Annotated in this window: 22 protein-coding genes; 13 read left to right on the top strand and 9 right to left on the bottom strand. The window is 65.3% G+C overall.

Annotated elements, in window-relative coordinates; translation table 11 throughout:
- The first annotated feature begins 10 nt into the window (after positions 1 to 10).
- From KEG57_RS04380 to KEG57_RS04360, 5 genes are all read left to right on the top strand, one after another.
- Complete coding sequence (locus tag KEG57_RS04380) at positions 11 to 610, top strand: hypothetical protein (protein ID WP_272417839.1); 600 nt, start codon at positions 11 to 13, stop codon at positions 608 to 610.
- A gap of 81 nt (positions 611 to 691) precedes the next feature.
- Positions 692 to 946: a DUF4266 domain-containing protein gene (locus tag KEG57_RS04375; protein WP_272417840.1), complete on the top strand. Its 255-nt coding sequence runs from the start codon at positions 692 to 694 to the stop codon at positions 944 to 946.
- A 74-nt stretch (positions 947 to 1,020) separates the two neighbouring features.
- Positions 1,021 to 3,210 carry a DUF3570 domain-containing protein gene (locus KEG57_RS55440; protein ID WP_272417841.1) on the top strand — a complete coding sequence of 730 codons (2,190 nt, stop codon included), beginning with the start codon at positions 1,021 to 1,023 and terminating at the stop codon, positions 3,208 to 3,210.
- Positions 3,207 to 3,809 carry a hypothetical protein gene (locus tag KEG57_RS04365; RefSeq protein ID WP_272417842.1) on the top strand — a complete coding sequence of 201 codons (603 nt, stop codon included), beginning with the start codon at positions 3,207 to 3,209 and terminating at the stop codon, positions 3,807 to 3,809. Before KEG57_RS55440 ends, KEG57_RS04365 begins: the two co-directional genes overlap by 4 nt.
- On the top strand, positions 3,806 to 4,348 hold the full coding sequence (locus KEG57_RS04360) for a hypothetical protein (RefSeq protein ID WP_272417843.1): 543 nt from the start codon (positions 3,806 to 3,808) through the stop codon (positions 4,346 to 4,348). Before KEG57_RS04365 ends, KEG57_RS04360 begins: the two co-directional genes overlap by 4 nt.
- A gap of 802 nt (positions 4,349 to 5,150) precedes the next feature.
- Here the strand turns inward: KEG57_RS04360 and KEG57_RS04355 are convergent.
- Positions 5,151 to 5,663 carry a DUF3224 domain-containing protein gene (locus tag KEG57_RS04355; protein WP_272417844.1) on the bottom strand — a complete coding sequence of 171 codons (513 nt, stop codon included), beginning with the start codon at positions 5,661 to 5,663 and terminating at the stop codon, positions 5,151 to 5,153.
- 586 nt (positions 5,664 to 6,249) lie between these two features.
- On the opposite strand from KEG57_RS04355, the gene KEG57_RS04350 reads away from it, so the two are divergent.
- From KEG57_RS04350 to KEG57_RS04340, 3 genes are all read left to right on the top strand, one after another.
- Complete coding sequence (locus KEG57_RS04350; RefSeq protein WP_272417845.1) at positions 6,250 to 6,753, top strand: hypothetical protein; 504 nt, start codon at positions 6,250 to 6,252, stop codon at positions 6,751 to 6,753.
- Between the two features lie 171 nt (positions 6,754 to 6,924).
- Positions 6,925 to 8,922, top strand: coding sequence for a hypothetical protein (locus tag KEG57_RS04345; protein WP_272417846.1), 1,998 nt, complete (start codon positions 6,925 to 6,927; stop codon positions 8,920 to 8,922).
- 49 nt (positions 8,923 to 8,971) lie between these two features.
- Complete coding sequence (locus KEG57_RS04340) at positions 8,972 to 10,321, top strand: hypothetical protein (protein ID WP_272417847.1); 1,350 nt, start codon at positions 8,972 to 8,974, stop codon at positions 10,319 to 10,321.
- 19 nt (positions 10,322 to 10,340) lie between these two features.
- Here KEG57_RS04340 and KEG57_RS04335 read toward each other — a convergent pair whose 3' ends face one another.
- The 3 genes from KEG57_RS04335 to KEG57_RS04325 all read right to left on the bottom strand — a co-directional run bounded on the left by KEG57_RS04335 (position 10,341) and on the right by KEG57_RS04325 (position 12,928).
- Positions 10,341 to 11,786 (bottom strand): S41 family peptidase, encoded by a 1,446-nt coding sequence (locus tag KEG57_RS04335; RefSeq protein ID WP_272417848.1) that lies wholly within the window; start codon positions 11,784 to 11,786, stop codon positions 10,341 to 10,343.
- A 117-nt stretch (positions 11,787 to 11,903) separates the two neighbouring features.
- On the bottom strand, positions 11,904 to 12,311 hold the full coding sequence (locus KEG57_RS04330) for a GFA family protein (RefSeq protein ID WP_272417849.1): 408 nt from the start codon (positions 12,309 to 12,311) through the stop codon (positions 11,904 to 11,906).
- 407 nt (positions 12,312 to 12,718) lie between these two features.
- The gene (locus KEG57_RS04325) at positions 12,719 to 12,928 is read right to left on the bottom strand and encodes an RtcB family protein (protein WP_272417850.1); all 210 of its coding nucleotides are present in this window, start codon (positions 12,926 to 12,928) and stop codon (positions 12,719 to 12,721) included.
- 290 nt (positions 12,929 to 13,218) lie between these two features.
- On the opposite strand from KEG57_RS04325, the gene KEG57_RS04320 reads away from it, so the two are divergent.
- From KEG57_RS04320 to KEG57_RS04310, 3 genes are all read left to right on the top strand, one after another.
- Entirely contained in the window at positions 13,219 to 14,253 is a 1,035-nt protein-coding gene (locus KEG57_RS04320) for an STAS domain-containing protein (RefSeq protein WP_272417851.1), read from the top strand.
- Positions 14,254 to 14,315: 62 nt separating this feature from the next.
- Positions 14,316 to 17,459, top strand: a complete 3,144-nt coding sequence (locus tag KEG57_RS04315) for an amino acid adenylation domain-containing protein (RefSeq protein WP_308215609.1) — start codon at positions 14,316 to 14,318, stop codon at positions 17,457 to 17,459.
- Between the two features lie 948 nt (positions 17,460 to 18,407).
- Positions 18,408 to 18,707 (top strand): hypothetical protein, encoded by a 300-nt coding sequence (locus tag KEG57_RS04310; protein WP_272417852.1) that lies wholly within the window; start codon positions 18,408 to 18,410, stop codon positions 18,705 to 18,707.
- Between the two features lie 144 nt (positions 18,708 to 18,851).
- On the opposite strand, the gene KEG57_RS04305 is transcribed toward KEG57_RS04310, so the two are convergent.
- From KEG57_RS04305 to KEG57_RS04285, 5 genes are all read right to left on the bottom strand, one after another.
- Positions 18,852 to 19,238, bottom strand: a complete 387-nt coding sequence (locus KEG57_RS04305; RefSeq protein ID WP_272458162.1) for a hypothetical protein — start codon at positions 19,236 to 19,238, stop codon at positions 18,852 to 18,854.
- Positions 19,239 to 19,457: 219 nt separating this feature from the next.
- The gene (locus tag KEG57_RS04300) at positions 19,458 to 19,880 is read right to left on the bottom strand and encodes a hypothetical protein (RefSeq protein ID WP_272458161.1); all 423 of its coding nucleotides are present in this window, start codon (positions 19,878 to 19,880) and stop codon (positions 19,458 to 19,460) included.
- 85 nt (positions 19,881 to 19,965) lie between these two features.
- On the bottom strand, positions 19,966 to 21,027 hold the full coding sequence (locus KEG57_RS04295) for an RNA polymerase sigma factor (protein ID WP_272458160.1): 1,062 nt from the start codon (positions 21,025 to 21,027) through the stop codon (positions 19,966 to 19,968).
- A 107-nt stretch (positions 21,028 to 21,134) separates the two neighbouring features.
- Positions 21,135 to 21,845, bottom strand: coding sequence for a hypothetical protein (locus tag KEG57_RS04290; protein WP_272417858.1), 711 nt, complete (start codon positions 21,843 to 21,845; stop codon positions 21,135 to 21,137).
- Between the two features lie 383 nt (positions 21,846 to 22,228).
- On the bottom strand, positions 22,229 to 23,272 hold the full coding sequence (locus KEG57_RS04285; RefSeq protein WP_272458159.1) for a hypothetical protein: 1,044 nt from the start codon (positions 23,270 to 23,272) through the stop codon (positions 22,229 to 22,231).
- A gap of 675 nt (positions 23,273 to 23,947) precedes the next feature.
- Between KEG57_RS04285 and KEG57_RS04280 the strand changes: the two genes are divergently transcribed.
- Together KEG57_RS04280 and KEG57_RS04275 are read left to right on the top strand one after the other, a co-directional pair.
- On the top strand, positions 23,948 to 24,652 hold the full coding sequence (locus tag KEG57_RS04280) for a hypothetical protein (RefSeq protein ID WP_272417860.1): 705 nt from the start codon (positions 23,948 to 23,950) through the stop codon (positions 24,650 to 24,652).
- Positions 24,653 to 24,785: 133 nt separating this feature from the next.
- A complete protein-coding gene (locus tag KEG57_RS04275) occupies positions 24,786 to 25,439 on the top strand; it encodes a hypothetical protein (RefSeq protein WP_272417861.1) in 654 nt (217 codons plus the stop codon).
- Position 25,440: the final 1 nt, after the last annotated feature.

The raw sequence follows: 25,440 nt of genomic DNA, 5'->3' as shown, positions 1-25,440 counted from the left end.
ATGCGGGCCCATGACCGCGAGAACCTCGCCCAGGGTCCGGTCGCGCCACACCCTCCGCGCCGCCCTCGCCTCGATCGCCGTCCTCGCGCTCGCCGCGTTTGCAGGCTGTCAAATCAGCGTCGGTGATCAGGCGTGCACCGAGCAGTCCATCGTCAACGACAAGGACGACGCCTGCCCCTACGGCCCGCCCGGAGGCCCCAAGGTCCGCGAAACCGGCTGCCCCGAGCTCACGATCCTCGACCCCTCGGCATGCACCACGGCCCCGAGCTGGGCCGAGGTCTACGAGATCCTCCGCGGCCCCTCGGCGGGCTGCACGATCGGCGGCTGCCACGGCGCGGCGCCGGGCGCGCGTGGCATCTTCCTCTCGGCCGACAGCTCCGACGCGTTCTACGACGAGCTCAAGGGCTACGCAGGTGCGCAGGGGTATCCGTACATCAACGAGGAAGACCCCTCGCGCTCCTGGATCCTCTGCAACCTCCAGGGCACGCCGGGCGGCGGCGCGCCGATGCCGCCGCCGAGTGGTCTGTCGGACGCCGACTACGCCCTCATCGAGCAGTGGGCCCTCTGCGGCCTGCGGCGGACGGGCGGCGGCAGCGACGCCGGTCCCTGAAGCGCGGGGTCACCTCTGGAAGAATCTTGACGCGGGGCGAGAAAAACCCCGTTATACAAGAGAAAACCGGAGCTTCTCGCGATGCTGAACGAAGACACCTCTGCCTCGCTCGTCGTGCGCGCCGGTCGCGCGCTCCTCGTGGTTCTCGTGCTCGGCGGAGGCCTCTTCGCGAGCACCGGCTGCGCGCCGGTCGCGCCCTATGAGCGCGGCAAGCTCGCGCACCCGACGATGACGGCCGCGGACATGGCCGGGTTCGGTGAGTCGCACCTGCGCGCCATCACCGAGGGCGCGGTCGGGGGCAGCGGCGGCACCGGCAGCGGTTGCGGCTGCAACTGATTTCCTCCTCCGAGCCGAAGGTCGCCATCTTGTCGGATCCTTTTTTTCGGGGACGGGGCTATCGTGGCCACCGCGTGATTCGCCGCCTCGCACAAGCCCTCCTCGCCCCGCTCGTCGCCGCCGCGATCACCTTCGCGCCCGCGCCCGCGAGCGCCGCGCCCAACGACGAGGAGGTCGAGACCCTCGTCCAGACGGTGCTCGAGGCGAGCTACAAAGAAGGCAACTACAAGGAAGCGCTCGACACGCTGAACCTCGCGAAGCAAGCGTGCGCCAAGAAGAGCGCGTGCAGCTCCAAGGTCCGCGCCAAGCTCTACGTCGCGCTCGGCACCGTGCTCGCCGGCGGCATGAAGAAGCCGAGCGACGCGAAGGCCGCGTTCGCCACGGCGATCAAGGAAGACCCGACCGTCGCGCTTTTCCCCGACTTCACCTCGCCCGAGATCGAGAAGGCGTGGAGCGAAGCGCGGAACGCGGGCTCGCCGAGCGGCGGCAACCAGGAGACGAAAGAGGCCAAGGCCGCGTCGGGCGGATCGAAGAAGCTCAAGGCCACGTACGAGGGCCAGGCCCCTGGGCGCGGCTGGCGCACCGGCGAGGGCTCGTTCTACTACGAGCAGGCGATCAAGGCGGAGAAGCAGAGCGAGTGGCTCGACTGCGCCACGTACGGCAGGGCGTCGTACGAGGCCGAGGATCGCACCTCGACGCTCTTCCTCGTTGCTTCATGTGAGTCGCGCGCCGGCCTCTGGGTCGAGGCCGTCTCCGACTACGAGGCCACGGCCGAGGCCGCGCAGCGCAAGAACATCCGCCAGATGGCCGCGCAGGCCCAGCGACGCGCCGAAGAACTGCGCGGAAAAATTCCGAAGATCGTCATCCAGAAGCCTTCGGGCGCGACCGACCTCAAGGTCCGCATGAACGGCGTCACGCTCGAAGACGATCAGCTCGGCAGCGAGATCCTCGTCAACCCCGGCGAGCGCACGGTCATCGCGACGGGCAAGGTGAACGGCGCCGAGCAGTCCTTCGAGCAGAGCGTGAACGTCGGCGAGGGCGAGACGGCGACGGTCGAGATCAAGCTGCGGCCGAAGGGCAAGGCGATCGACCGCGCCCTCGTCCAGTGCATGCAGAACGCGCAGACGCAGGACGAGTTCGACGAGTGCATCGCGAAGAACAGAAAGCTCCCGCTGAACCTCAAGTTCGGCCTCGAGTTCTCCGCGTACCACGACTCCGACAAGGTCGACGTCGTGAGCCCGACGCTCTTCTTCAACGTCGAGAACCCCACGAGCGGCTGGGGTTTTGGTGGCTCGTTCCTCGTGGACGTGGTGACGGCTGCCTCGACGGACATCGTGGCCACGGCCTCGCCACGCTGGACCGAGCAGCGCTACGTGCCTGCGCTCGGCGGACACAAGAAGTTCGGCGACGTCGACGTGAACCTTCACGCGGCGATGTCGATCGAGCCCGACTACCTGGCGACGAGCGTCGGCACCACGCTCGCGCTCGACCTCCGGCAGAAGACGGTCACGCCGAGCCTGAGCTACGACTTCTCGTACGACGTCGCGGGTCGATCGGGCACGAGCTACGAGGTCTTCTCGCGGCGCATCCAGCGCCACGCGGTCGACCTCGCTTCTTCGTTCGTGCTCGACAAGAACTCCGTGCTGACGACGAACTTCAGCTTGGTGATCGAGTCGGGCGACAGCTCCAAGCCCTACCGCTACATCCCGACGTTCGCGCCGGACATCGCTCCGCGCGTCTTGCCGGGACAGTCGCTCGCGACGGTGAACTTCTACCGCAACCCCGAGCGCATCCTCGAGCAGCTCCCGCTCTCCCGCCAGCGCTTCGCGCTCGCCGGCCGCTACGCGCGTCGCTTCTCCGCGAGCACGCTGCGCATGGAAGAGCGTCTCTACGCGGATAGTTGGGGCCTCAAGGCCACGACGACGGATCTGCGCTACCTCTACGACGTCGGCAAGAACGTGCGCATCTGGCCGCACTTCCGCTTCCACGCGCAGACGGGCGCGGCGTTCTGGCAACTCGCGTACGTGGCGGAACGGACGCCGACGGGCCTGCAAGTTCCCGCGCTGCGCACCGGCGACCGTGAGCTCGGGCCGCTGCTCGGCGTGACCGGCGGGCTCGGCACGCGCATCGCGTTCGGCGAGGCCAAGAACTGGGGCCTCATCGCGAGCGGCGACGTCATCTACACGCGCTTCATGAACACGCTCTTCATCCTGCAGCGCTTCGGTTACTTCGGCGCGCTCACGCTGGAGGTCGACGTCGAATGATGACGGTCAAGACCGCCTTCGCCTCGTCGCTCCTTGCCCTTGGCACGCTTGGCACGTTGGGCCTCCTCGTCGGCTGCGGCAACCGCGCCGTCGACGAGCGCATCGCCGCGCTCGGCGAAGAGGATCCGAACGTCCCCGTCGGCGAGTTCCATCGCCCCGGACAACCCTGCGTGCTTTGCCACGGCGAGTACTTGCGGGAGAACCCGATCATGAGCGTCGGCGGGACGATCTACGCGTATCCGACGCTTTCGGCGGAGCAGAAGCCGCTGCCCGTCAAGGGCGTGAAGGTCAAGCTGACCGACTCGTTCGGCGAGCAATACGAGGTCGGCACGAACTGCGCGGGCAACTTCTTCATCGAAGCGGAGAAGTGGGACCCAGCCTTTCCGCTGCGCGCCGAGATGGAGTACCCGGTGCCGGGGTCGCTCGAGAGCACGAAACGCGTGGTCATGTCGACGCGCATCAGCCGCGACGGATCCTGCGCGGGCTGCCACGTGGGCACGCGGAACCAGGGTTCGCCTGGGTGGGTGACGTGCGCCGAGGCCGAGACGGAGCCGCCGTTCCCGCCGCAAGATGCCACCTGCCCGGGAGCTCCGAAATGAACACACGACGCAAGGCAAGCCTTCTTTGCTTCGGCGTGACGCTCCTCGCCGCCGCGGGCTGCGGCGACCTCGGCCCCGCCGTGAACGAAATCGCGGCGCCGCCCTTCGACCCGACCTCGTTCCGCGCGGTCTCCGCGGTCCTCGAGCGCCGCTGCGGCACGCTCGATTGCCACGGCCACATGGCGCGGCCGCTGCGGCTCTACGGGCAATACGGATTGCGTCGGTACGAGGAGCGGAACACGCCGAACGTCGAGAACTACGACGAATACTATTCCGGCGGGAAGGAGCCCACGACGCTCGCCGAGCTGGAGGACAACTACCGCTCGATTTTGGCGCTCGAACCGGAGCTTGCGGCGAAGGTCTTCGCGAAGACCGCGGATCCCGAGGTGCTGTCGATCGTGCGCAAGGCGCGATTGCGCGAGAAACACAAGGGCGGACTCTTGTGGAACAAAGGCGACCCCGGGGATGTGTGCCTGGTCAACTGGCTGACGGGGAATACGGATACGACGCAGTGTGAGGTCGAGCTCGGGCATCCGTAGCGCGACGCGTCCGTAGCGCAATGAAGTGCCGAGGCGGGTTCAGCCCGCCGTAAACGCGCCTGTTGCGCAAATGGGCGCATATTTTGCGCGAGTTGCGCAATGCACCAACTGCGCATCCGAGGCCATTTCGGGCCCCGTGCCGAGAGCTGCCCGGCGGAATTCAGCGGCTTCCGTTGTTGGCACGATAACTGCCTCGCGTCCGCGCCCCGCGATGGCGCCGTCGTCATCTCGCGGATTTGTCGAGGAGGTTCATCATGTTTCGTAGGTTTGCAACGTTGATCAAGCCCTTGGCTGCGCTCGTGCTCTTCTGCGCTGCCCCGGCCGCATGTTTCATGGGGAGTCCCGACCCGCAGGAGAATGTCGAGGCGGACACCGACGAGGCGAGCAGCGCGCTGCTGCCAGTGGGCAGCCCGTGTTCCAAGGACTGTCAATGCGAGCTGGGCACGGCCTGCAAGTCGTATGAAGGCGCTCCAAAGGTGTGCACGAGGCTCGCTGCGGGCAGCCCGCCCCCGCCGAGCCCCCTTTGCGCAGCCACATGCCAATGTCCGGGTTCCACGACCTGTGTCTTCAACGGGGGACTCTATGGCACCTGCCAGGCGCCGAAGGAGCCTTGCAGTAGCGATTGTGATTGCGGCGTCCGTAAGATTTGCTCCAACGGTGTCTGCAGCACTGCCTTCCAGCCCTACCCGCAGTGCGTTTGCGACAAGCACTGTCCCTCAGGGAAGGCCTGCGTCAGCGGCGGCTGTCAATAGCTGCGCAGCGCGGTCACCGTCGTGAGACCTGGGGTCCCGCCCCATCTCGATTAGAACCGTAGGTGACCTCGGTATGAGAATGTTATCGGGTCGTCTTCGACGTTGTCTTTGAAGTCGAGTCTCCCCGTGACACCCTCGAAAACACCCGTGCCGCTGCCCGGTACGATGGGATGTTGGCATCGTCCAAAGATCTCAGTAGCCGGGTCGGGGCAATCCTCGTACTTCGCCTCGAACCGGTAGGTCGTCTCGAACGTGCCTTCGTTTCCGTTGTACGAGCCAACGAAGATCTCCCTGCCCGTCTCGAGATAGGTCCCACTCGGCTTGCATTCGCTGGTCTCGACGATGACATAAAGGCACCCGTTCAAGTCCCCCGTCATCGGGTTGAAGAAGTCGGCTCCGAAGGTGTCGAGGTCGGGACATTCTGGGGTGCTCTCGGAAACGGGAGCCAAGGCGAGCCCGTCTATCTGCGTCGCACCCCCGGCAAGCACCGGGGAGGGAGCCATCGAAAAAGCACTGATGATGGCCCCCACCGATATCACCGCGACGATGTAACCTTGCCTCATGGTCAGCCTTCTTCTTCATGCAGGGTTCTGCGCAAGCGAGAGGTGGAGGAAAGGTACTCGTCGAGGATAAATCGTGAATGGGGAATCCCCTGATTTTCACCCCGAGAAGGGTGTAAATGACATGTAGGCGCTACAGGCCGGGGCAAAAACCCCTCTCGGACGGTCGCGCTGGGGGGATATTGCCAGCGGTCGCTCGGTCGCTTGATCGACGCGCTCACGCTACCAGGCGCCGGTGCTCGGCGCCTTCCCAGCGTTCCAGAGCCAGATGCTCAGCGCGCCCATGCCAGAACCGTAGGCACGAAAGGCCCAGGGATCGAACCCCACCGGCGCGTTCCAGCCATAAGGGTCGATCGTGAGCCTTTGGCCATCATTGGCGCGGGGTTGCCGTGGTGAGCCTGCAAAGCTTCAGCGAGAGCGCCATTTCGGTCATTTCCGACATGATCACGCGGCCTTGGCCAGGTCGAAGAGATTCCCACGTTCAGCATCCTCACCCGGCCAGCTGCGGGGCGGTCGATCATGCTATCTGGCAGGGTCGTTTTGCTTTATTCTGCGCGTACAGCGCCTGATCACGCGTCCAGGAGGCCCCATGTTCGAAATTATTCAAAGGAATGACCAGAGAGCCCCCCTCGCCATCATGGAGGACCATATCAATAACAACGTAAACGATCCGTGGACGACGTGCCCGTGGGTGAAGGTTGGAAACCTTTACATGTCCGTGACCCAAACGTCCGATTCATCCTGGCCGACACTGGTCAGGCACCTTCAGAGCCAGGGACAAACGAAATTCACCGTATTCTCGGGACGGCACGGTACACAGGCTGGGCAGGCGGTCTCGGAAAGCAAGGGGATTTTGAGTTCCAAATACGTCCTCGACAAGGCATTTTATCAAAACGATGTGAGGGCGGCGGCGCAGTTCGGCAATGCAGTGAAGGTGGTCGACGTCGGGGCGAGCCCCCAGACGACGACCACGGTCGATTTTGCAGGCCAACACGAAGCAAGCGCTCGCCAGCGGTGTCGTCATCTATGCGTGGTGCCACTCGCTGTTTTCGATGATGGACCACAGCGCAGAACTTTACAGCGCCGTGTATAACAAGAAAGTCGTGAACAAGGATGGAATTCGCATGAGGAACTACGCTGTCGAATCGAGAGCGTTGTGGCTCAGCAACCTCAAAGTCGCGCAGCTCGTGACCGATTGGTACAGTTGGGTCCCTTGAGGCCTAGGCCTTGCGCTCGGCCGCTCGCTCGGGCATAGGCCTCGCCCATGGGCGCCTTCTTCACCAACGTGCATGTCCGCCTCCCCAAGGGGGCCTCGTTCGAGCCGTTCCGCGCCGCGCTGATCGCCGCCGCCGAGGAAGAGGGCGCGGAGCTCTGCGCCGAGGGCGCGGAGCCGGACCGGACTGTGCTGATCCTCGGGCCGAACAAGCACGGCTGGGTGTCCATTTACGACGAGCGCACCGAGGGCCAGGACCAGGCGCTGCTCGACGGTCTCGCCGCGCTGGCCTCGCGCGCGCTGGGGGCGCCCGCCATCACCGTACTCGTGCACGACAGCGACGTGCTTTGCATGGACCTCTTTGCCGAGGGCGCCTGCGTCGACCGATACAATAGCCATCCGAGCTATTTCGGCGAGGAGGCCGATGAAAGCGACGCCGAAGAAGTTTCGGGACACCCGGAGCGGTGGGCGTCGCGCTTCGCGCTGGGAATATCGGCCGCGGAGCTCAGCGCCATCTGGAGCGGCAAGGAGCTCTTCGCGGAGGCCACGCTGGCCGAGACGGCGCGCGCCCTGGGGGCACCGCCGGAGCGGATGGGCGTGGGGTACCGTTATCTGGACGAGAAGACCCGGGCGAAGGCGACGGCGCTGCGCTTCCGGCTACGCGAGCGGCCGGGGTACGAGGCCGCCGCCGCGGGGCCGACGGTGCTCGTGGCACAGACGGTCGGGGAAAGCGTGCCGGCGAGGTTTTCGGTGGGCGACGAATTGCGCGTATCGCTGACCACGCATAACCACGGCGGGCCGTCGCAGGGATTGCAGGTGGTGGCCTGGGGCGAGGCGATCACGCAGGGCCTCGTGAAGGTGGAGCGCTTCGAGGTGCTCGTCGGCGATGTGCGCGCGGGCGCGCAGCACGAGAATGTGGCGCCCTCGGCGCGCGACTACAAGTGCACCCCGATGGTGGTGGCCGAGCTGGAAAAGGCCGTCTTGCCTGCGGGCGTGCCTGGCGGCTTTCATGCAATGGCACCCGGCGGGGACTGGCAGCGCGCCTTCACGGCCATGCAACGGGCGCAGGTGCACGTGAACGTGGTGGGCCGGGTGGTCTCCGCGGGAGCGGCGACGCTCCACGTGGGATTGAAGCCGCTCGCGCATCGCGAGGGGCGGACGTCGATCACTTACGAGCTTACCCTGGACGCGCCTCTCTGGCGTCCGCTGCGCGCGGCGCCGGAGATGCCATCGCAGGTGCTCCTGCCGCTCTCGATGGGGCAGCTTTGGGTGGCATTCGTGGTTTTCCCCGACCGCAGCGAGGCCGTCGTCCAGCACGCGGCGCAGGCGTTCGAGAAGCTCGCGACGCTGGTGGCGCCAGCGTCGGGCTTCGACACCGCCATGTTCCTCGCCAAGGCGGGCCGCCGTCCCGACTCGAAATCGGCGCCGGGCAAAGGGTTTTTCGAGGGCGCGCGCTGGCGGAAGCTCGTCGAGGGAATGCACAAGGAGCAGGTCGTCACTGTACAACGGCAAGAGGACATGCACGCGCTCATGGCCCAGGCGGCGGCCACGGGCGTGATGCCAATGCCAGGGCTCGGGGTCTCGTTCGGCGGCTCGATCCTGCCGCAAAACAAGCCGGAGACCGCGGTGCTCAGCCTATGGGTGAACGTCACGGAGCTCGCCGAGGCGCAGGTATCCGCGGAACGGGCGCATCTCGTCGAGGTGGTGGAGGGCGCCATGGAGCGGCTTGGCGCGCTGCAAGGGTTTCTGACGCGCTGGGGGACGGCGCCGTCGAACAGCCTGAACACGACGCCGTACGAGGTGGCGTGCGGCATTCACGGGGACACGCTGCACCCGAGCTGGGCCTCGCGCTGGCTGCGCGCGGTGGGGAGCGAGGCGACGTGGATCGGGGCGCCGCTGCTCGCGCATCTGGACGCGGATTCGCGGAAGAGGCTCGCGCAGGTGGCGGACGTGCGCCCGGGGACAGGATGGCTGCGCGTGGAGCCGCGGCCGGGGGAATCGCTGACGGAGATCGAGCAGGCGCTCGCGGCGTTGTTGCCGGAGCGTTGAGGAATGTCGGTTATTTGCCCTTCGTGCTCGTTTGGGCAAAGAAGCCGTCATGCGATTTCGCGATGTAGCGCTCGGGCTCGTGGGATTTTTCGGTTGTGCTTGCGGCGGCAAGTCCGCCCTCGAAGTGGAAAGCGGTGCCGGCGGTGCTGGGAACGGAAGCAGCAGCGCAAGCTCGTCCAGCTCCGGCGGCGGAGGCGTCGGACCTGGCGCGCCCTATAGCCTCATGCTCTCGGGCAAGCTCGCGACCTATCCCCTCGCCATCGCCCCAGACGGCTCCGCCTGGGTGTTCGGCGGGACCTACACCGAGCCAACCCCCGGCTACCCCGAATGGGAGAGCGCCTGGGTCTCGAAGATCGATCCCCACGGAACCATCGTGTTCACCGGGACCCTCGACGGCGAGGACATCGTCGTCGAGCCCATCGCCATCAAAACCGACGCAGAAGGCAACGTGCTCCTCACCGCCTATGCGAAGCGGACGCCGGGCTCGCAGGCGGACCTCGACATCCTGGGGAACAAGTTCGGAACCTACGACGAAGCTCCCTTCATCGTGCGTCTCGATCCGAGCGGAAACATTCTGTGGGTATCCATCACCGACAGCCAGAAGACCCCGAGTGATCCGCCCGCGCATCGCTTCACCGACATCGGCGCCGATGGCGAGGGGAATGTGTATGTGGCCGGCTCGATCTCGAGCCCGTTCGTATCGGATGAAATCGATTCCGAGGTGACGGTTCGAGCGCCTGGTGGAGGCACGTATCTGGACGGGTACACGATGCCGGCCATGAAAACCGTGTTCTGGAAGCTCGAAGTGGAGCCGAATGGGGACTTCTGGCTCGCGCGATCATCGTATTACCAGAAAGCACGGGTCCAGAGGTTCAAACAGGGTGGGCAGTTGCAGAGCGAGGTGACGGAGAGCGTGTGCTGGGTCGATGTGTTCGCCTTCGCGCCCGACGGCAAAGAAGGATTTTTCATGGCCCGCGCAGAGGACCCCGCCGAGCACTGTTATTCCTCCCTACGGCATCACTCGCTCGACGGGAAAAGCGATTGGTTCATCGAAGGAACCGAGTTCTACGCCGTCCACACGACGCTCACGAGAAGCTCCCCCGGACGTGCATGGCTGGGCCTCGGGCTCGAAGGGACCATCAACATCAATGGATCCACGCTCACAGGCAAAGATTACGGCGATATCGTCGTTGCCGAGATCGACGAGCACGGGACGTTCTTGCAATCCGCGACGTACGGAGGACCAGGAGACGATTACGTGGAGCAAATCGCGCTCGATGACGAAGGTCGTCGGTACATGGCCGGCTATTTCACGAGTCAAATCGACTTTGGACAAGGCGAGCTCGTGAACAGCAGCGGACAGCCGCGCGCCATTTTCGTGACCCGGTTGGATCCTTGAGTCGGGCGGGCTCCCCCCGCTACTTTGCCGCCGCCTCCGGGCGAGCGGAAAGCTGCGCCAGCCGAAGGACGGCTTTGGCATGTCCGTTCGACAGGTCATCCTTGGGAAAGATATCGATCGTCTCCTCGGGAGGAATGCCGCGCGCCTCGAACAGCTGGCCTTCCGTGTCCAGGTAGATCTCGTTCGACAATTCCACCTTCCAGCCGTTCGGCAGAGGCTTCTCGAGCACGTCGGAGAAAGCGCCTCGTGTCGTCGTCCCGAAGTGCTTGACGTGGGGGAGAGCCCGCATGGCGAGCGTGAACGTTTCTCCAGCGCTCACGGTGACGTCGCTCGTCAGCAGATAGACCTGACCGGTAAAGCGCGGCCGCGGGCTCGGCTCCACATGGAATGCCTGCGGCGCCATGCCCTTCGCGCGGTAGGCCTGCTTGGTGAAGGCAAGCCGCTTCTGGTCGGCAAAGCGGTTCGCAATCGCGCGGGAGATCAGGTCGTAGCCGCCGCGGTTGTTGGTGACGTCCACGATGACCGCAGCGGCGCCGTGAAAGGCTGACATGGCCTCGTCCAGCACGAGGTCCAGGGCGGAGAGCTCCTTCTCGCGCGAGAGCTTATCGCCGAAGCCCCCCATCGTGACCACGTTGAGATACCCGACGCGCGGGGCGGCGAACCCCCATAAGATCCGATCGTTGGCGGCCTGATGCCCCTTTCCGCCGAGGATGACCTGCAGAATGCCATCGCGGTAGGCCCGCAACCACGCGCGCTCGACCTCCTTCGCGGGTCGACCCTCGGCGCGGGCACGCGCCGAGAGCAGCTCGAGCGTTGGGCTGTGCGTCTCCTCGAAGTTCAGCGCGTCGGCGCCGATTTCGGCCGAGAGATTGACATGCGCGTCGCCGAGGCCTTGCAGCGTCGTGGAGAGGACGTCGAACAGCTTCCGCTCGGGCATTCCAGGCGACACCTGCGCGCGCCCCGCTTCAACACGTGCCGACCAGTCCAGGTTGCGTTCCTTGAAGAATGCGTAGTGCTCCGCGAGGGTGGCGGCGAAGACTTCGAAGACCGCAGGTGCATCCCACGCGCGGTTCTCATCATTGCAGGAGGCCGGCAGCCGGTCGATCCTGTCGAAGAGGTATCGCGTCTCGTCCGGACGGCTGAGAAAGTGCATGGCACCCTCCGGTCCGGGCTGGCTATAGCCAAAAATCTCGAGCAGCCCCGCAGTCTCGTTGGGGTCTGCATAGCAGCCTGCGGCGCTTTCGTGGTGAAGCCGTAGCCCCTTGTCGGATACCGTCAGGAGCCAGCCGTAGCCGCGCGAGCGCCACGAGCCTCGCACACCCTTCGCCGTCGTCTCTCCCTGGATGACCGGGCTTATCGTGGCGGCCGCCGGCGGGGCGAGCGGCGGAGAGCTGCCGCCGGGGCCCGATGCGGCGCAGCCGGTCATCAGAACGCAAAACCCAGCAAGAAGGCGGAGATGCATCATATCGATCGAGGTTCTAGAGCGCCGAACGGTTCGGCGCTCTGCGAGATCGCGAAGCGGTTTCCCCCTCGGGACGAAAGAAGGCTAGAACATCGAGCGGTTGTCAAACCGATCGATGTTCTAGCTGAACTGCTCCATCACCTGCTGGCCGGTCATTTCCCGGGTCTGGTTGGCGAAGCAGTAATAGGCCGGTTTCTCGTCGATGTAGACCTGCAGGTTGAAGGCCCACTGGGTATCGCCGTCGAGCACGCCGACCGGCACCGCATGGAAGCCGCCGGCCTTCAAACGATAGAACAGGTGGGTGCCGCACTGGCCGCAGAAGCCGCGCTGGGCCCAGTCGGAGGAATCGTAGATGCTCGGCTCGCGACCGCTGAAACGTACCTGTTGGGTGCTGTGCACCACCAGCAGCGGGCCACCGGCCCACTTGCGGCACATGCTGCAGTGGCAGGCGCTGACGCTGGCATCTTCCAGGGTGACGCTGACCTTGGTAGCACCGCAGAGGCAATTACCGTGTTTTTCAAGGGACATGGGGATGGCTCCGTGCGCTGGGTAGGGCCTGACGGTCTAGCAGGTCGGTGAGCGCATAGGGCAAACCGGGAATTCCTGCTCCCCGGCGCCTAGCACGCTTCCCGTGCGGCTGGCAACCGTGTCCTTATCAGATGGGAGACACTCGACGTCATCGAGCGGGAGGCCCGCGTCTCACCCACCGGCGAGGCACTCGGGATTGCAGCGCTCGGCGATGCAACCGGGGACTTGACGCACGGAGCACAGGACTCGGACAGGCTCTTCGTCATCGTGCACGCGGCGACTGACTCGGGGCTCACCGGCGCCGGGCGAAGTTTCATTCGCCCACGCTGGTAGCACTCGGGCGGTCTGGACGTCACGACCGTTCCGCCCAGGGCGCGCAGAGGGAGTCCGAGGAGAGGCGGTTTCTTTCATCCCTTCACGGTCGTGAGCGGCCAGAGGCGGGCCACTCGCCGCGCGACCCCCGCGTCTTCCACCGATTGCACGACCGGCGTTATCGGTTTGTATGCATAGGGCGCCTCCTCCTTCATACGCTGGTGATACTTGGCGAGGATATCCCGCCGGCAGCGCACCTGAGGTGAGTCGGGATCGCTCGGCGTCACCACGCGGAGCCGGGCCATGGCTTCCGTTGCCGCGGTTCGTCGTGCGGGAGGTCGAGGAGTATCTCCGGTGCGGACTCCTCGAATATGGGGTCATTCGTGTGGCGTACGCGGCGTGGAAGGACACGGTTGCGTTTGCGGCATCGTCGGTTTGTCCACGGGAGCGGGGGAAGATCAGGGACATCCTCCCCCGCCTTCATGATCGAAGTGCCGAACGCGCTGCTCTCGCTCGATACCGATCACGGTCCATCCTCCGTGCGCCTCGGGTACGGGCGTACGCATTCTGATGGGGACGGTGCGCCCTTGCCCTGGTGCTGTCCAGCCGTTGCGAATGTCCCGCATTCAGGGTGGCGCGTTGGCGTGCATCTATCCTAGAATCTTGGTGGAGGTGGAGTATCATGAATACGCTCACCGGCGTGGAACCACAAGCACTCGACGATACGTCCCCGTCGAATCGCACGGATGCACTCGGTCCGGAGACATATCTCCATTGCAATGGTATCGCGTGCGCTGAGGAGGAAGTGCGCACGCTGAGGGCTGTCGTGAAGTCGCAGACCTCCATGATCGAGCAGCTTGGCGTTGCTCAGGCGCTCGTCAATTACGCCCTCGACGGCATCACGCTCACGTCCCTCGACGGCCGCGTTATTTATGCGAACGCGAGCTTCAAGGCAATGAGCGGGTTTGGAGAGAGCGCCGTCGGACTCACTCTCGAGGAGTTCTACGATCCCGAGAATTATGCAAGGCTCCAGGCTGAAGTCGTCCCTGTGCTCTTTGACACGGGCGCATGGAGCGGCACCCTTCGAATCAGGCGTCCGAATGGCAGTGAATGGCTGGGACAGACCTCCGCCTTCCTCATCAGAGACGCCGCGGGGGCGCCCACGGGAATGGCCGGATTTTTTCGGGATGTCACGACGAGCACGGCCGAGCGCCTCCAGCTCAAGCTCCAAACCGAGCTGGTCAAGACCCAGCAGCGGGCCCTCCGCGCGCTCGGGACTCCGCTCTTGCCTATCGCCGACGGTGTCGTGGCCATGCCCCTCGTCGGAGATATCGACGACGCGCGGGCAGCGGAGATCCAAAGGGCGCTCATCGACGGCATCGCTTCGCACCACGCACGGGTCGCCATCCTCGACATCACAGGCGTGAAGCTCGTGGATGCCGAGATTGCAGATGCGCTGGTGAGCGCCGCGAAGGCAGCCCGGCTGCTCGGCGTTGAAATGTTGATGACCGGCATCAGCCCCGCCGTCGCGAAGACCCTCGTCGAAATCGGAGCCGAGCTTTCAGGCATCGTCACACGCGGAACGCTCCAGAGCGGGATCGCGTATGCGCTATCGCGCGATCGGCGCTGAGGCTCAGCCAGTTCCTACCGCGGAATTCTGTTGGCAAGGGGGAAAGCGTGACACTGACAACGATGATGAGCACGGATGCGCCTCGTGACACAACGGTTCACTCTCTTTTCGAGGCGCAGGCCCGAGCGGCACCAGACATGATAGTGGCCGTGCACGAGGGGCGAACACTCACCTATGGCGCGCTCGATCGCAGCGCCGGACGGCTCGCACGCAGATTGCGGCGGTGCGGGGTGGGACCGGGCGTGCTCGTCGGCATATCCGTGGCCCGGTCACTTCCGATGCTCGTGGGCATCCTCGGCGTTCTCAAGGCGGGGGGCGCTTATGTTCCCATGGACCCCACATACCCCAAGGAGCGCCTGCGATGGATGCTCCACGAGACCGAGGCTCCGGTGCTCGTCGCGCAGCCGGACCACGCGCGTCAGCTTGGATTCCAGGGCGACGTCGTCCCGCCCGATGACGACAAGGCGAACGGAGATGCCTACCTTCCATCGGGCGATCCGTTACAAAATCTCACATCCGAGGCCCCGGCGTACGTGATGTTCACGTCCGGCTCAACGGGCCGCCCGAAGGGCGTCGTCGTGCCTCATCGCGCGATCGTCCGGCTCGTCGTGCAGACCAATTACATCGAGTTTTGTCGCTCCGACCGCGTCATGCACGCTGCGAGCCTGTCCTTCGACGCGTCCACGTTCGAGATATGGGGCGCGCTGCTCAACGGCGCGCGCCTCGTCCTCGTCCCGCAAGACACGTTGTTGTCGCCTGCCGCTCTCCGCGCCGCCAAGGACCGCGCCGGCATCACCGTGATGTTCGTGACGACCTCGATCTTTCATCATTTGGCGAGCGCCGATCCCGATATCTTCTCGGGCCTCGAATATCTCGTCGTCGGCGGGGAGACGCTCGACCCGAAATGGGCTCGTGCCGTGCTGCGTACCGGCGGCGTGAGACGACTGATCAACGGGTATGGTCCGACCGAGAATACGACATTCTCCACGACGCATCTCGTCCGTGATGAGCCCCATGACGCCTCGAGCATCCCGATCGGTCGGCCCATCGCAAAATCTACCGCCTACGTGCTCGATCCGGACCTCTCGCCCGTTGCCGCGGGTGTACCTGGCGAGCTTTATGTCGGCGGCGACGGGCTCGCCATCGGGTATCTTCGCCAGCCCGAGCTCACGGCCGAGCGTTTCATTGCGGATCCGTTTTCGAGCAAGCCCGGGGCGCGGCTCTATCGTACCGGGGACTTTGCTCGTTATCTACAGGACGGCACCATCGACTTCCTCGGGCGACAAGATCGTCAAGTCAAGATCCGCGGCTTTCGCATCGAACTCGGGGAGATCGAGGTGGCGCTCTGCGCCTGTCCCCTCGTCAAAGAGGCCGCCGTGGTCGTGCGGGAGGACGTCCCCGGCGACAAACGCATCGTGGCTTATGTCGTCGCCCACGCGAGCGTCGACACGAAGCAGATAGGCGCCCACCTCGAGGCACGCTTACCAAGCCACCTCCTCCCCTCATACACCGTACTCTTACCCGCGCTCCCCCTCTCGTGCAATGGCAAACTCGACGTCTCCGCCCTTCCGTCGCCACGGGACGTGCGTGCACGGGCCGAGTTCGACGAGGCGTCGCCTCCTTCCACGAGCACCGAGACGCACCTCGCACGAATCTTTAATGATATCCTCCGCATGGAGGGCATCCACCGGGAGGACTCCTTCTTCGACCTAGGAGGTGATTCCATCCTTGCCGCGCGGCTCATCGTCCGTATCCGCCAGGATTTTCGGGTTGACTTGCCCGCGCGATATCTCTTCGACGCGCCGTCGCTCGCGCGCCTTGCGCAGAATATCGACGATGCTCGACGCTGCGTCTGCAATGACGTCGCGTCGAGCACGATCGCGTCGTTCCACGACGACGTCGAGCTTGATCCGAGCATCCGCCCAGGTCCTGCGACCCGCCCGAGCGGCCCTCCCCGGCATATCTTCTTGACCGGCGCCACTGGCTTTCTCGGCGCCTTCCTCCTGCGCGATCTCCTTCGACATACACGCGCGGAGATCCGCTGCCTCGTGCGCGCGGAGGATACGCAGGCGGGCATGGAGCGTATTCGCGCGGCGCTCACGATGTACGGACTGTGGCAGCCGCAGCACGAGGCACGCATTCTGCCCATTCCTGGCGATCTGAGGCAGCCGCTCCTCGGGCTCGATGCGCCGCAATTCCACGCCCTGGCCGGGCAGATCGACACGATTTACCATTCCGCCGCCGAGGTCAATTATGTCAAGCCCTACCACGCGCTCAGGAGCGCGAACGTCTCGGGGACGTGTGAGGTCCTCCGGCTGGCGTGCGCGATCCGGCAGAAGCCGGTGCATTACCTATCATCGATCGGTATCGTCGGCCATGTGGGTTATTTCAAGGGCGTGAGCGTCGTGTACGAGACCGACAATCTCGCGCACGGCGCGCCCTACCTCGATACGGACATGGGCTACTCACAGAGCAAGTGGGTCGCCGAGCAACTCGTCTCCACGGCGCGCTCGCGTGGGCTCGCCACGAGCATCTTCCGACCGGGGTTCATCATGGGCGACACGACGACGGGCGCCGCCAACGTGGACGATTTCGTCTGCCGGTTGATCGAGGGTTGCATACATGCGGGCTGTTATCCCGACCTGCCGCGCCAGCGCAAGGACTTCGTCCCTGTCGATTACGTGAGCGCCGCCATCACGCGCATCTCGCTGAACCCTGCAAACCTGGGCCGGACGTACCATCTCGTGCCGCCGGTGGCCGAGTCGCCCGATCTGCAGGGCTTCTTCGAACTCCTGCGCGGCGCCGGACATGCGCTCCGGAGGCTCCCGTTTGCGTCTTGGCTCGAATGCGTGGTCGATTCGGCCGGGCGCTCTCTGAGCAGCCCGCTCCTTCCGCTCATCCCGATGTTGACGGAGAAGGTGCACGAGGGGCTCACGCGATGGGAGCTCTACGAAGGCATGCCGGTCTTCGATGACACGAACACGCGCCAGGCGCTCGCGGATACCTCGTTATCATGTCCACCGCTTGACGCCAGGTTGCTGCGCGTCAACCTGGCCTATCTAGGCGGTCGCACGCGCCACCGAGGGGCGCGACGCGAATTGAGCGGGGTGATGGAACCGACCTCCGAGGTTACCTTCGAGCCTCGCTCGGAGCTCCGACCTAAGCTCCGACGTCACCTTCGAGCCTCGCGCAGAACTCGGACCTGACCTCCGAGAACGGTTCCATCCCCCCTGACCCGGCGTGACCCGCTCGATCCGCGTCCCATGGACGCCGGATCGCCCCCGTTGACGCGTGGTGGTGCCACTTCGGATCCAGTGGCCACCCCTTGGGGCGCCCCGCCGGCGCGTGGTGGTGCCACTTCGGACGTTGCCGCCCTTCCGAGCTCCGGGGCCGAGCCACGCACGGACCTTCTCGCGGTGCTCATTCCGCAGTGACGCCAATCAGCACCTCGACGCCGCCGATTCTTGAAACCGATCGCTAGTCGACGCGGAACGTCCCGACCTCCCGGCCGTCGATGATGGCGGTCGCCATGCCGCTATAACCTCGTTCATTGGGGACCGTATGACCGAGACAGCCCCGTTGATGACCCGTGTCGAGCGAAACCGCGCCGCATGAATCGACGCTGCGAAGGACGCATCGAGTGCCAGACATGACACACACTCGGGTCACGGCGATCCGGTGAGGGCGACCCGTGTGGTTGTTCATGGCGACGAATGCTTGAACGCTTTGCCTGCCCCGCGAAAATCCAAGGCATACCTGATATTTGACACCATCATGATCATACGTCGGCCCACATCGAGTGCCGCCAGCCCACCGAGGGAGCGGCTTCCAAGTGGCCGCGTCCGCCGTAGCCGGGCAGAGGAGATGGACGGCCGCCGCGAATGCGAGGAAAATCAATGATTGCTTGACGATGTTCATGCGCGCCCCTGCCAAGCTCGTTGCGTCCACGGCGCCGTCCGTCAAGCAGCCCGCGCAGAGCTCGTTCCCAGCGGCCCCTCGGCAGCAGCACCTTGCGCAGCGCCATACTCCCGTCCTGCCACCGCTTCACGTTGCGGCTCACCCATCGCGCCGTCGCGTTCACGCTCTCGATTGGATTGGCTCGTCGGCGAGCGTGAGCTCCGATTGTGTCTCGAGCGCGCCGGCCTTAGAAAAGATTGAGCATCACCGATGGTCGCGATGACAAAGGGGAGATCATGAGAAAAATGGTAACTGCGCTCGCGCTTGGCGCGTTCTCGCTGTCTCTCGTGCTGCTCAGCGGTGGCTCGGCGGTGGCCCAGCATCGACCGCGGGGATCGTACATGCGCACCTGCAGGAACATCCGCATGGAGGGGGGGACCCTGTTCGCGATGTGCGAAGATCGTGGCGGGCACTTCCGGAGGACGATGCTGCGCGATTTTCATCGCTGCAGGGGCGACATCTCCAACGACAACGGTCGACTGCGCTGCAGGCGCTGAAGAAAGCAATTCCTGAGCGGCTCGCCGGATCGCAGAGGAGGCGTCCATGGGGGCCGGCCCTGAGGGGGTGGGGTGTCTGAGGGCATCACCTCCGGGGCCTATGGTGTCGGGAAAACCGACACATCGTGGGCATGTGTGTCGCGGTCACGGCGAGCGTCCGCAGGCGCGCTTCTCGCCCAAATCCACTCGCTGACCCGGCTGACCCGGCCTTATCACCCTCATGCTGCGAAATACGTGGCAGAAGCCCGGAGAGTCCCACTCGGTGCGTAGGTAGCGGTGGTAGACGGCCTGTTCGCCGCACCTCGTGGCGTGAGTGCGCCTGACAAAATTCGGATCGTCACAGGCTGCTGCGGCTGGCGATGGGCTGACGACCAGCAGCGGGCCGACCAGCGCAAAGATGGCAGCGATACAGGACTTTTTGGCCCTGAGCCTCCGCTTGTACGAAGTGGTGGCGGGTGCGCTCATCGGTTTTCCGGCTGCTTCGAGCTCGGAGGCGAGATTGGCCAGAAATTCGGGCTTGATTGTTTCCACGTTCATCCCCTCCACGTTGATGGTATCGTTCCGTCTCTCTCGTTCGAGCCGAAAGCAATACATCGTTCGTGCCAAACGAGGCGAGAAGCTCCTTCCACCGCACCATGATGGCCCCCGCAGGTGCTCCCCAAGGTTCTGGACGTCAACGAGGTCACGTCATCAAAACTCGACGACCCGGTACGGCTCTTCCTCGACGGACGCGGCGCCGGCTGCCGTCTTTCATAGCTGGGCGCGATCGCTCGCCGCGCGCTTCCGCGCGAACACCTCCACCGTGATGTTGAACGCGGCGCGGTGCAATACCTCAGCCGCGCGCGCAGCTTCCTCCGCGGTCGCGACAAAGCCGCGGAACACGTCCCGGCCTTCCGCGTCGATGACCCCCTCCTCCACGTAAATGCAGCCATCACTCCCGAGCGCAAGCTTGTGGAGCATGCCCCACGCGAGCACGTCCGCCGCGTTGAACTTCATGACCTCTTCCGCATGCAATGCGTAACCAACGAAGACCGGACGCCCCGGGGGTGGCTCGTCCTCGAACTGGAAATAAAGCTTGCCGTCGCTGGCGAGTGCGAGCTCCGTGGTCAGCTCCGCGGGTTCGGACGGCTCGGGAGCGGGGGGGACCATTCTCTTGCTGAGCTTCCTGGGCATGGCTCGTTTCCTTCGGCTCGTCGTTGGGACGGACCTACTTAGGGGGATTGGTTCAGCCGCGGCGAAGGGACACCAAAAAACTCACTCAGCGCGCGGCCTTCACGATTTTCCCGAGGACCGCTGCCCTCACGTTGGGGAAGGGATTCGCAGGGAAACGGCGATCGTAGCGAGCAAGAACCTCCCGAGCATCCGCGATGTCCCCCTGCTCCAAGGCGCCTCGGGCCCGATCCAGCAAGGCGCGCGCCTCGAGCAGGGGATCCGCCGGTTGCTGCCCCGCAGTGAGTTTCCGCGGTGGCACCGCTGGCGGCGTGGTTGGCTGCGCAGGCGTCGCGTCCACGGCAGGGACGTGCGGGACGCGCTCGTCAATGTAGGCCCGTGCGGCCACCGGCACCGGGGCCGGCGTGGTCTGCATGAGGAGATAAACGATGACCCCACCCACAATCCCGCCCGTCAAGTTTCCGCCGACAAACGAGCCGACGTTCGAAGCGACAGACGTGGCCGCCTCGGCATTCGGCACGGCATCCGGAACCGCTGGCTGGGCCCCCGACGCGGGGCTCTGCTCGACGATGGCGCGGAGCTCGGCGAGCTGGTCCTCCGGCACCTGCTCCGTGCGGGCGCGAATGAACGCGAACAGCCCGTCCACCGCGAACGGCAGGACGACGAGCCCGCGGTCGCGCATCTTCCTCTTGATCCGGCGGGAAAAATCCTGCCGCGCCCGTTCCAGCCGATCCTTGACCGTTCGTTTCGAGCCCCCGATGAGCTGCGCCGTCTCCTCGTAGCTCAGCTCCGCGAGCTCCACGGCCGTGAGCACCTCGCGCAGATCCTCGTCCATTTCCCCGATGGTCTCGTGAACAAGCCGCTCATATTGCGCTGTCGCCATGGCTTCCTCGGGGTTTTTCGCGCCCACCGGCAGGACGGTCACGTCTTGCTCGTCGGTGAAATCGCTTCGATAGTCCTCGCGCTGGCGAAGATCGCGCGCCATCCGCCTCGTGATCACGTACAGCCAGAGGCCCAGCGAACCTTTGGCCGGGTCGTACCTCGACAAGCTTGCGATGGCCGCGAGCAGCACCTCCTGCGCGAGGTCTGGAATGTGCTCGTCGGCGACGGGCCCCCAGGGCGGCGTGAGACGGGCCAGCCAGATAGGCACGCGGCGCGAGAGCTGCACGAGCTGGTCACGAGTCGATGGGTTCGAGGTTCGTTCTTGGGTCACATCTTCGGGGATTGGGTCGAGCCCCCGAGAGGGACACCAAAATCCTACGGTCGACAGCAAATCGTCGACGGGCGGAGGCGCTCCACCTCGCCGGTGGACTCACCGTCGATCGGCTGACACGTGCCCGGGTGGTATTTGACGTCCGACAGGGCCTTGCTTCCGAGTGCCTGTCCTGGTGGCGTCAAGGGCAAACACACCTCTTGCAGCGACGAGATCGGGTATCCCGAAATCAGTGGCGTCTGACACATCGCATCCGAGTAGATCGAGGCGGTCGCGGTACACAGGCTGCCGACGACCTCGGGCGAGCACGTGCAATCCGTGCAGGTCCGTTTGTCGTCGTAGCCGGTATAAATGACGAGGCGGTCGGTATAACTTTCGCCTTCGCAGGGGACGTCCCCTTCTTGATACACGCAGATCCGGAACTCGGGAGGGGGCACGGGCGCGGGGGCACACTTCGACGCGGAGCCGCACCCCACCTCCCCACCTTCCGGAAACCCCTCGCAGCCAATGACCGTCAGCCCCCACCTCGGCACGTCGGAGGTTCCCGTGAGGATCTGCTCCTCCTCTACCTCGCAGCCGACGTCCACGGCTTGCATCGGGCCAATCGTGAGAGACTCGACGCACGCTTTCCCGCCGCATTGTTTGCCGGCGGCGATTGCGCTCGCGTTCGAGCAGGCTCCATCCCACTCGGTCGGAGGATCGAACGACGTTACCACGGTCTCCGGCGCGTCGCAGGCGGCATTTTGCGCGGTCATCGTCGCGGGAAGGATGCACGTCCCGGTGGATGGCTTGCAGGCGCAAGCGCAGTTGAGCGGCCCCGCGATCAGGTCAGCGTACTTGGTAAAATGGTGTACGGGCGCCTCCGGGGGACATTCGAGAGGGTGACCCGGCGACCTCGCGATGAGGATAGGGTCGCTCCATCCGATGGGCCGCAAAGGGACGCACTGCCCGCCCCGTGCCTCGCATGACTTGGCCTCGACGCCGCCGCCGCCGCCGCCGCCTTCCTCGCCGCCATCGTTCGTTCCGGCGTCATCGGCATCCGGACCGGCGTCGCCTATTCCAATAACTTCAAGCGTCCCCGTATAACATGCCGAACACAGCGTCACGAATGCACCACAAATAGCCAACCGAATAAATGCTATGGTTTCCATATCGCCCCAACTCCAATAGACGGCAACACCGCAGGCATGGCCCAAATTCTTTCCGACTCTCGCGACCCAGGGGAAAGATAGACGATTTCGGTCCTGGTAGCCGCAATCAGTACCTCTGCATATCCGCGGAGTCGCACGTGCGGGGAGAGTGCGACGTCGTACGAACCCCGCAGGCCGGCACCGCCGAATGGCTCGGCGAAGCTACTACCCGTCTTTGCCGCGGCGCCGACGCCAATTTGATAGACCCCAGCGGATATCGGAATGCAGGCACGGACATGTTCGCCAATGACGAGGCACGGGAGCACGACGCCCGTTGCAAACCACGTGCGGATCGGGACCTCGGCGACCTCCCCTCGATGATCGACCACGACGCGCAGCTCGACGCCGAGGCTAGCCCGCGGCCAACGCAGCGCGACCTGGAGGGCTCCGCCGAAGGCGACGTTCGGGGTGTCGAGAGGCCCGAACACGGCGGCTGCGGACAGCTCCGGGCGGAACGGGGGCGCGGCGGCTGCGCCGTCCGGTGGAGCGGCCTGCGGAGGGGGCGCGGCCGGGGGCAGTACGTCAGGCGGCTGCCGCTCTGGCGTAGGCACCGAGGCCGGAGACGCGGGCGGCGGCGGGACCAGGAGTGCCCACGCCTCCGGCTTCTCGCCCTTCACGGTCACGAACCGCACCGCCACCATGAGCGCGACGTCCTCGACGAGATCATTGCACTTCCCTCGGGGCGTCGCCGTTTCCTCCCATTGAACCGTCCCCTGCTCGTCGCGCGCGATGAGCACGGCCTCCAGTTGCCCCCCGGCACGCCGCACCCTGACGGAGAGGGACGCACGCGCCGATTCCGGGAAGACGTCGTAGCGGAACTTCGCGCTCGTCAGCTCGGCAAGGGCCGCTTCCGTGGGACACCGAACGTCCGCGGGAACGACATACTCCAGGCGAAACGCGAGCCGCTGGTCCACCAGCGCGTCGTCGGCCATTGCAGGCGCCGCAAACGCGACGACCGAGGCGGTGAGCAGGTTGAGGCCCGGGCAGCGCATCGAATCCGTGGACGAACCCTGATGCTACCAGGGAACGCCCGGAAAACACAAGGGGACGGCGCACGGTTCGGTCACGACGAACCAGGGGGGGGGTCACTCGGACGAACCCCGGATCCTGCCTACGGCCATTCGCGGCGGCAGTTCGAAGAGCGTCGGCCGGTATTCGGGATCTTGCCCGGTGCCGGTCGACGTCGAGGTCGAAACGCACGCCGATCGTGCAGGGGATGTCTCGCGCCGGCGCGAACACCTTCCAGACCTCGGCAGGGCGCGCCTTGCGCCGGCGCGCGCACCTTCCAGACCTCGGCAGGGCGCGCCTTGCGCCGGCGCGAGCGCCTCGCAAGGCTCGTCAGGCAGCGCCTCGCACCGACGCAAACACCTTCCTGCACCTGACAGGACGTGTCTTGCGCCGACGCAAACACCTCCCGGCCGTCGGCAGGACGTGTCTTGCGCCGACGCAAACACCTCCCGGCCGTCGGCAGGACAGGTCTTGCGTCGACGCGGACACCTCCCAGCGCTCGCCGGGAGCCCACCGACGCGCCTGCGCCCGCGCGCCCCGTCGAAAGCAAGAATCCGCCTCGCATGAGATGACCCTCCGTACGTCTCACGGCCCGCACGGCCGCAGCGGCCTGCGCTTTCTCGACACTCCGCATCCCCTTTTGGAAGGAGGATTCCTCGATGCAATCGCCCACGCGTGACACCCCCGTCTCGAAATGCTCCGAGCTTGCGCGTTACTCCGCCCGAATGCTCGGTAAATTCAGCGCCAATGCCGTGCTCGTCGGCCTCGCCGAGAAGATGACGTGCGGCGAGGCGGAGCTCATCGCGGCGCAAGTCGTTTACGAGGAGGCCGTCAAGGCCATTCTTCCCGCGCGGGTCGACGTCAAATACGAGAACCACGTCTCCGATCGCCGCGTCCGCATCTCGCTCCAGAAGGCCGAGATCGCCGACGGCAGGAGCGGCGGGCGTATCGCGGGCATGGTCTTCCCCGAGGGATCTGGCGTGATCACGAGGCTGCTCGGCGAATCGCAGGTGCAGGCGATGATCGACCTCGAAGGCCGCCTCGCCGCCGCGGCGCCATTTTGGCCGGAGGCGGAGGCCGAGAGGCTCGTCATTGCGGCGCACAGGCAGCAATATCAGGTCGCGCTCGCGAGCCGGAAGGTCGCGGCGCAGAAGGCGCGGGACGCGCGGGCGGCGAGGGACGCGGCGAAGGAGAAGTTTCTCCTCGTATACACCGAGGTGATGAGCCGCCTCGTGGCCGAGTTTCCTCGCGATAGAGTCACGCAGGACCTCTTCTTCGACGAGGTCCGCACGAGGTCGGCCCTCGCCGCCGCCGATACGGGCGCAGGCGACGAGGCGCTCGAAACCGATCCCGCACAGGGCTGACGCCGCCGCCCGCCGCGATGGTGGACGCCATTCGCGCTCCATTGTTCGCGGCGAAGGCGAAGCAGACGCCGGAAGGCTGAGGCTTGGGGGGAGCGGGTTGATTTCCTTGTCAAACCCGTGAGAACATGCCCGCATGAACCCGCTCCTCCGCGCTGTGGCGATCGGGGTGTTCGCCCTCGTTCTCCCGAGCTGTTCGATCATGGACCCGGATGACCGGCAGGCGCTGCGCGACCGTCTGGCCGCGATGGCGCCGGAGGACATGGTCCTCTTGCGGCGCACGGTTCTGAACGCCAAGGGGCTCAACTACTTTCAGCAAAGGCCAAGCAACGATCAGGTGGGACGCCTCTTCTGCCGCGAGTATGCCGATGGTCAGTGGGGCGACTGGAAGGAAGAGAAGCGCTGGGAAGTCAAGGATGTCATTGAGTGTCTCATGACGGACGGCCTCGCGGTGACCTTCATCTTGTGCAAAGACAAATTTCTGTATACAGAGATGTCGAAGAAGAAGGGGGACATTATGGCGCAGCAGATCCCCGGCAAGGATGCGGAGTGCCGATTCGACTTCGATTGGCGGTACGAACCCGAGAAACTCCCTGAGGAGATCTGGAAGGAAGAATCGATCTCGTTCGACGACGTGATCGACGTGCTGGTCAGCCTCCCCGCGCCGCCGCCGGGATTCATCGCGCCTGAGCTTGTGCCCCTGCTTTGCCCGCTCGGTGCCGGGCCTGGGTGGGGGTGCCCGAGCGATCCGGCTACCGAAGGGGATCCGCCGCCGGAAGGAGGGGGTTGAC

The organism is Polyangium jinanense (assembly GCF_028435365.1).
This window is presented reverse-complemented; position numbering and strand designations above follow the sequence as displayed.

Excerpts from the sequence above, each read along its gene's own strand:
- KEG57_RS04380 (WP_272417839.1), top strand. The coding sequence starts at position 11 with ATGACCGCGAGAACCTCGCCCAGGGTCCGGTCGCGCCACACCCTCCGC.
- KEG57_RS04375 (WP_272417840.1), top strand. The coding sequence starts at position 692 with ATGCTGAACGAAGACACCTCTGCCTCGCTCGTCGTGCGCGCCGGTCGC.
- KEG57_RS04365 (WP_272417842.1), top strand. The coding sequence starts at position 3,207 with ATGATGACGGTCAAGACCGCCTTCGCCTCGTCGCTCCTTGCCCTTGGC.
- KEG57_RS04360 (WP_272417843.1), top strand. The coding sequence starts at position 3,806 with ATGAACACACGACGCAAGGCAAGCCTTCTTTGCTTCGGCGTGACGCTC.
- KEG57_RS04355 (WP_272417844.1), bottom strand. The coding sequence starts at position 5,663 with ATGAGGCAAGGTTACATCGTCGCGGTGATATCGGTGGGGGCCATCATC.
- KEG57_RS04350 (WP_272417845.1), top strand. The coding sequence starts at position 6,250 with ATGTTCGAAATTATTCAAAGGAATGACCAGAGAGCCCCCCTCGCCATC.
- KEG57_RS04345 (WP_272417846.1), top strand. The coding sequence starts at position 6,925 with ATGGGCGCCTTCTTCACCAACGTGCATGTCCGCCTCCCCAAGGGGGCC.
- KEG57_RS04340 (WP_272417847.1), top strand. The coding sequence starts at position 8,972 with ATGCGATTTCGCGATGTAGCGCTCGGGCTCGTGGGATTTTTCGGTTGT.
- KEG57_RS04335 (WP_272417848.1), bottom strand. The coding sequence starts at position 11,786 with ATGATGCATCTCCGCCTTCTTGCTGGGTTTTGCGTTCTGATGACCGGC.
- KEG57_RS04330 (WP_272417849.1), bottom strand. The coding sequence starts at position 12,311 with ATGTCCCTTGAAAAACACGGTAATTGCCTCTGCGGTGCTACCAAGGTC.
- KEG57_RS04325 (WP_272417850.1), bottom strand. The coding sequence starts at position 12,928 with ATGGCCCGGCTCCGCGTGGTGACGCCGAGCGATCCCGACTCACCTCAG.
- KEG57_RS04315 (WP_308215609.1), top strand. The coding sequence starts at position 14,316 with ATGATGAGCACGGATGCGCCTCGTGACACAACGGTTCACTCTCTTTTC.
- KEG57_RS04300 (WP_272458161.1), bottom strand. The coding sequence starts at position 19,880 with ATGCCCAGGAAGCTCAGCAAGAGAATGGTCCCCCCCGCTCCCGAGCCG.
- KEG57_RS04290 (WP_272417858.1), bottom strand. The coding sequence starts at position 21,845 with ATGACCGCGCAAAATGCCGCCTGCGACGCGCCGGAGACCGTGGTAACG.
- KEG57_RS04285 (WP_272458159.1), bottom strand. The coding sequence starts at position 23,272 with ATGCGCTGCCCGGGCCTCAACCTGCTCACCGCCTCGGTCGTCGCGTTT.
- KEG57_RS04280 (WP_272417860.1), top strand. The coding sequence starts at position 23,948 with ATGCAATCGCCCACGCGTGACACCCCCGTCTCGAAATGCTCCGAGCTT.
- KEG57_RS04275 (WP_272417861.1), top strand. The coding sequence starts at position 24,786 with ATGAACCCGCTCCTCCGCGCTGTGGCGATCGGGGTGTTCGCCCTCGTT.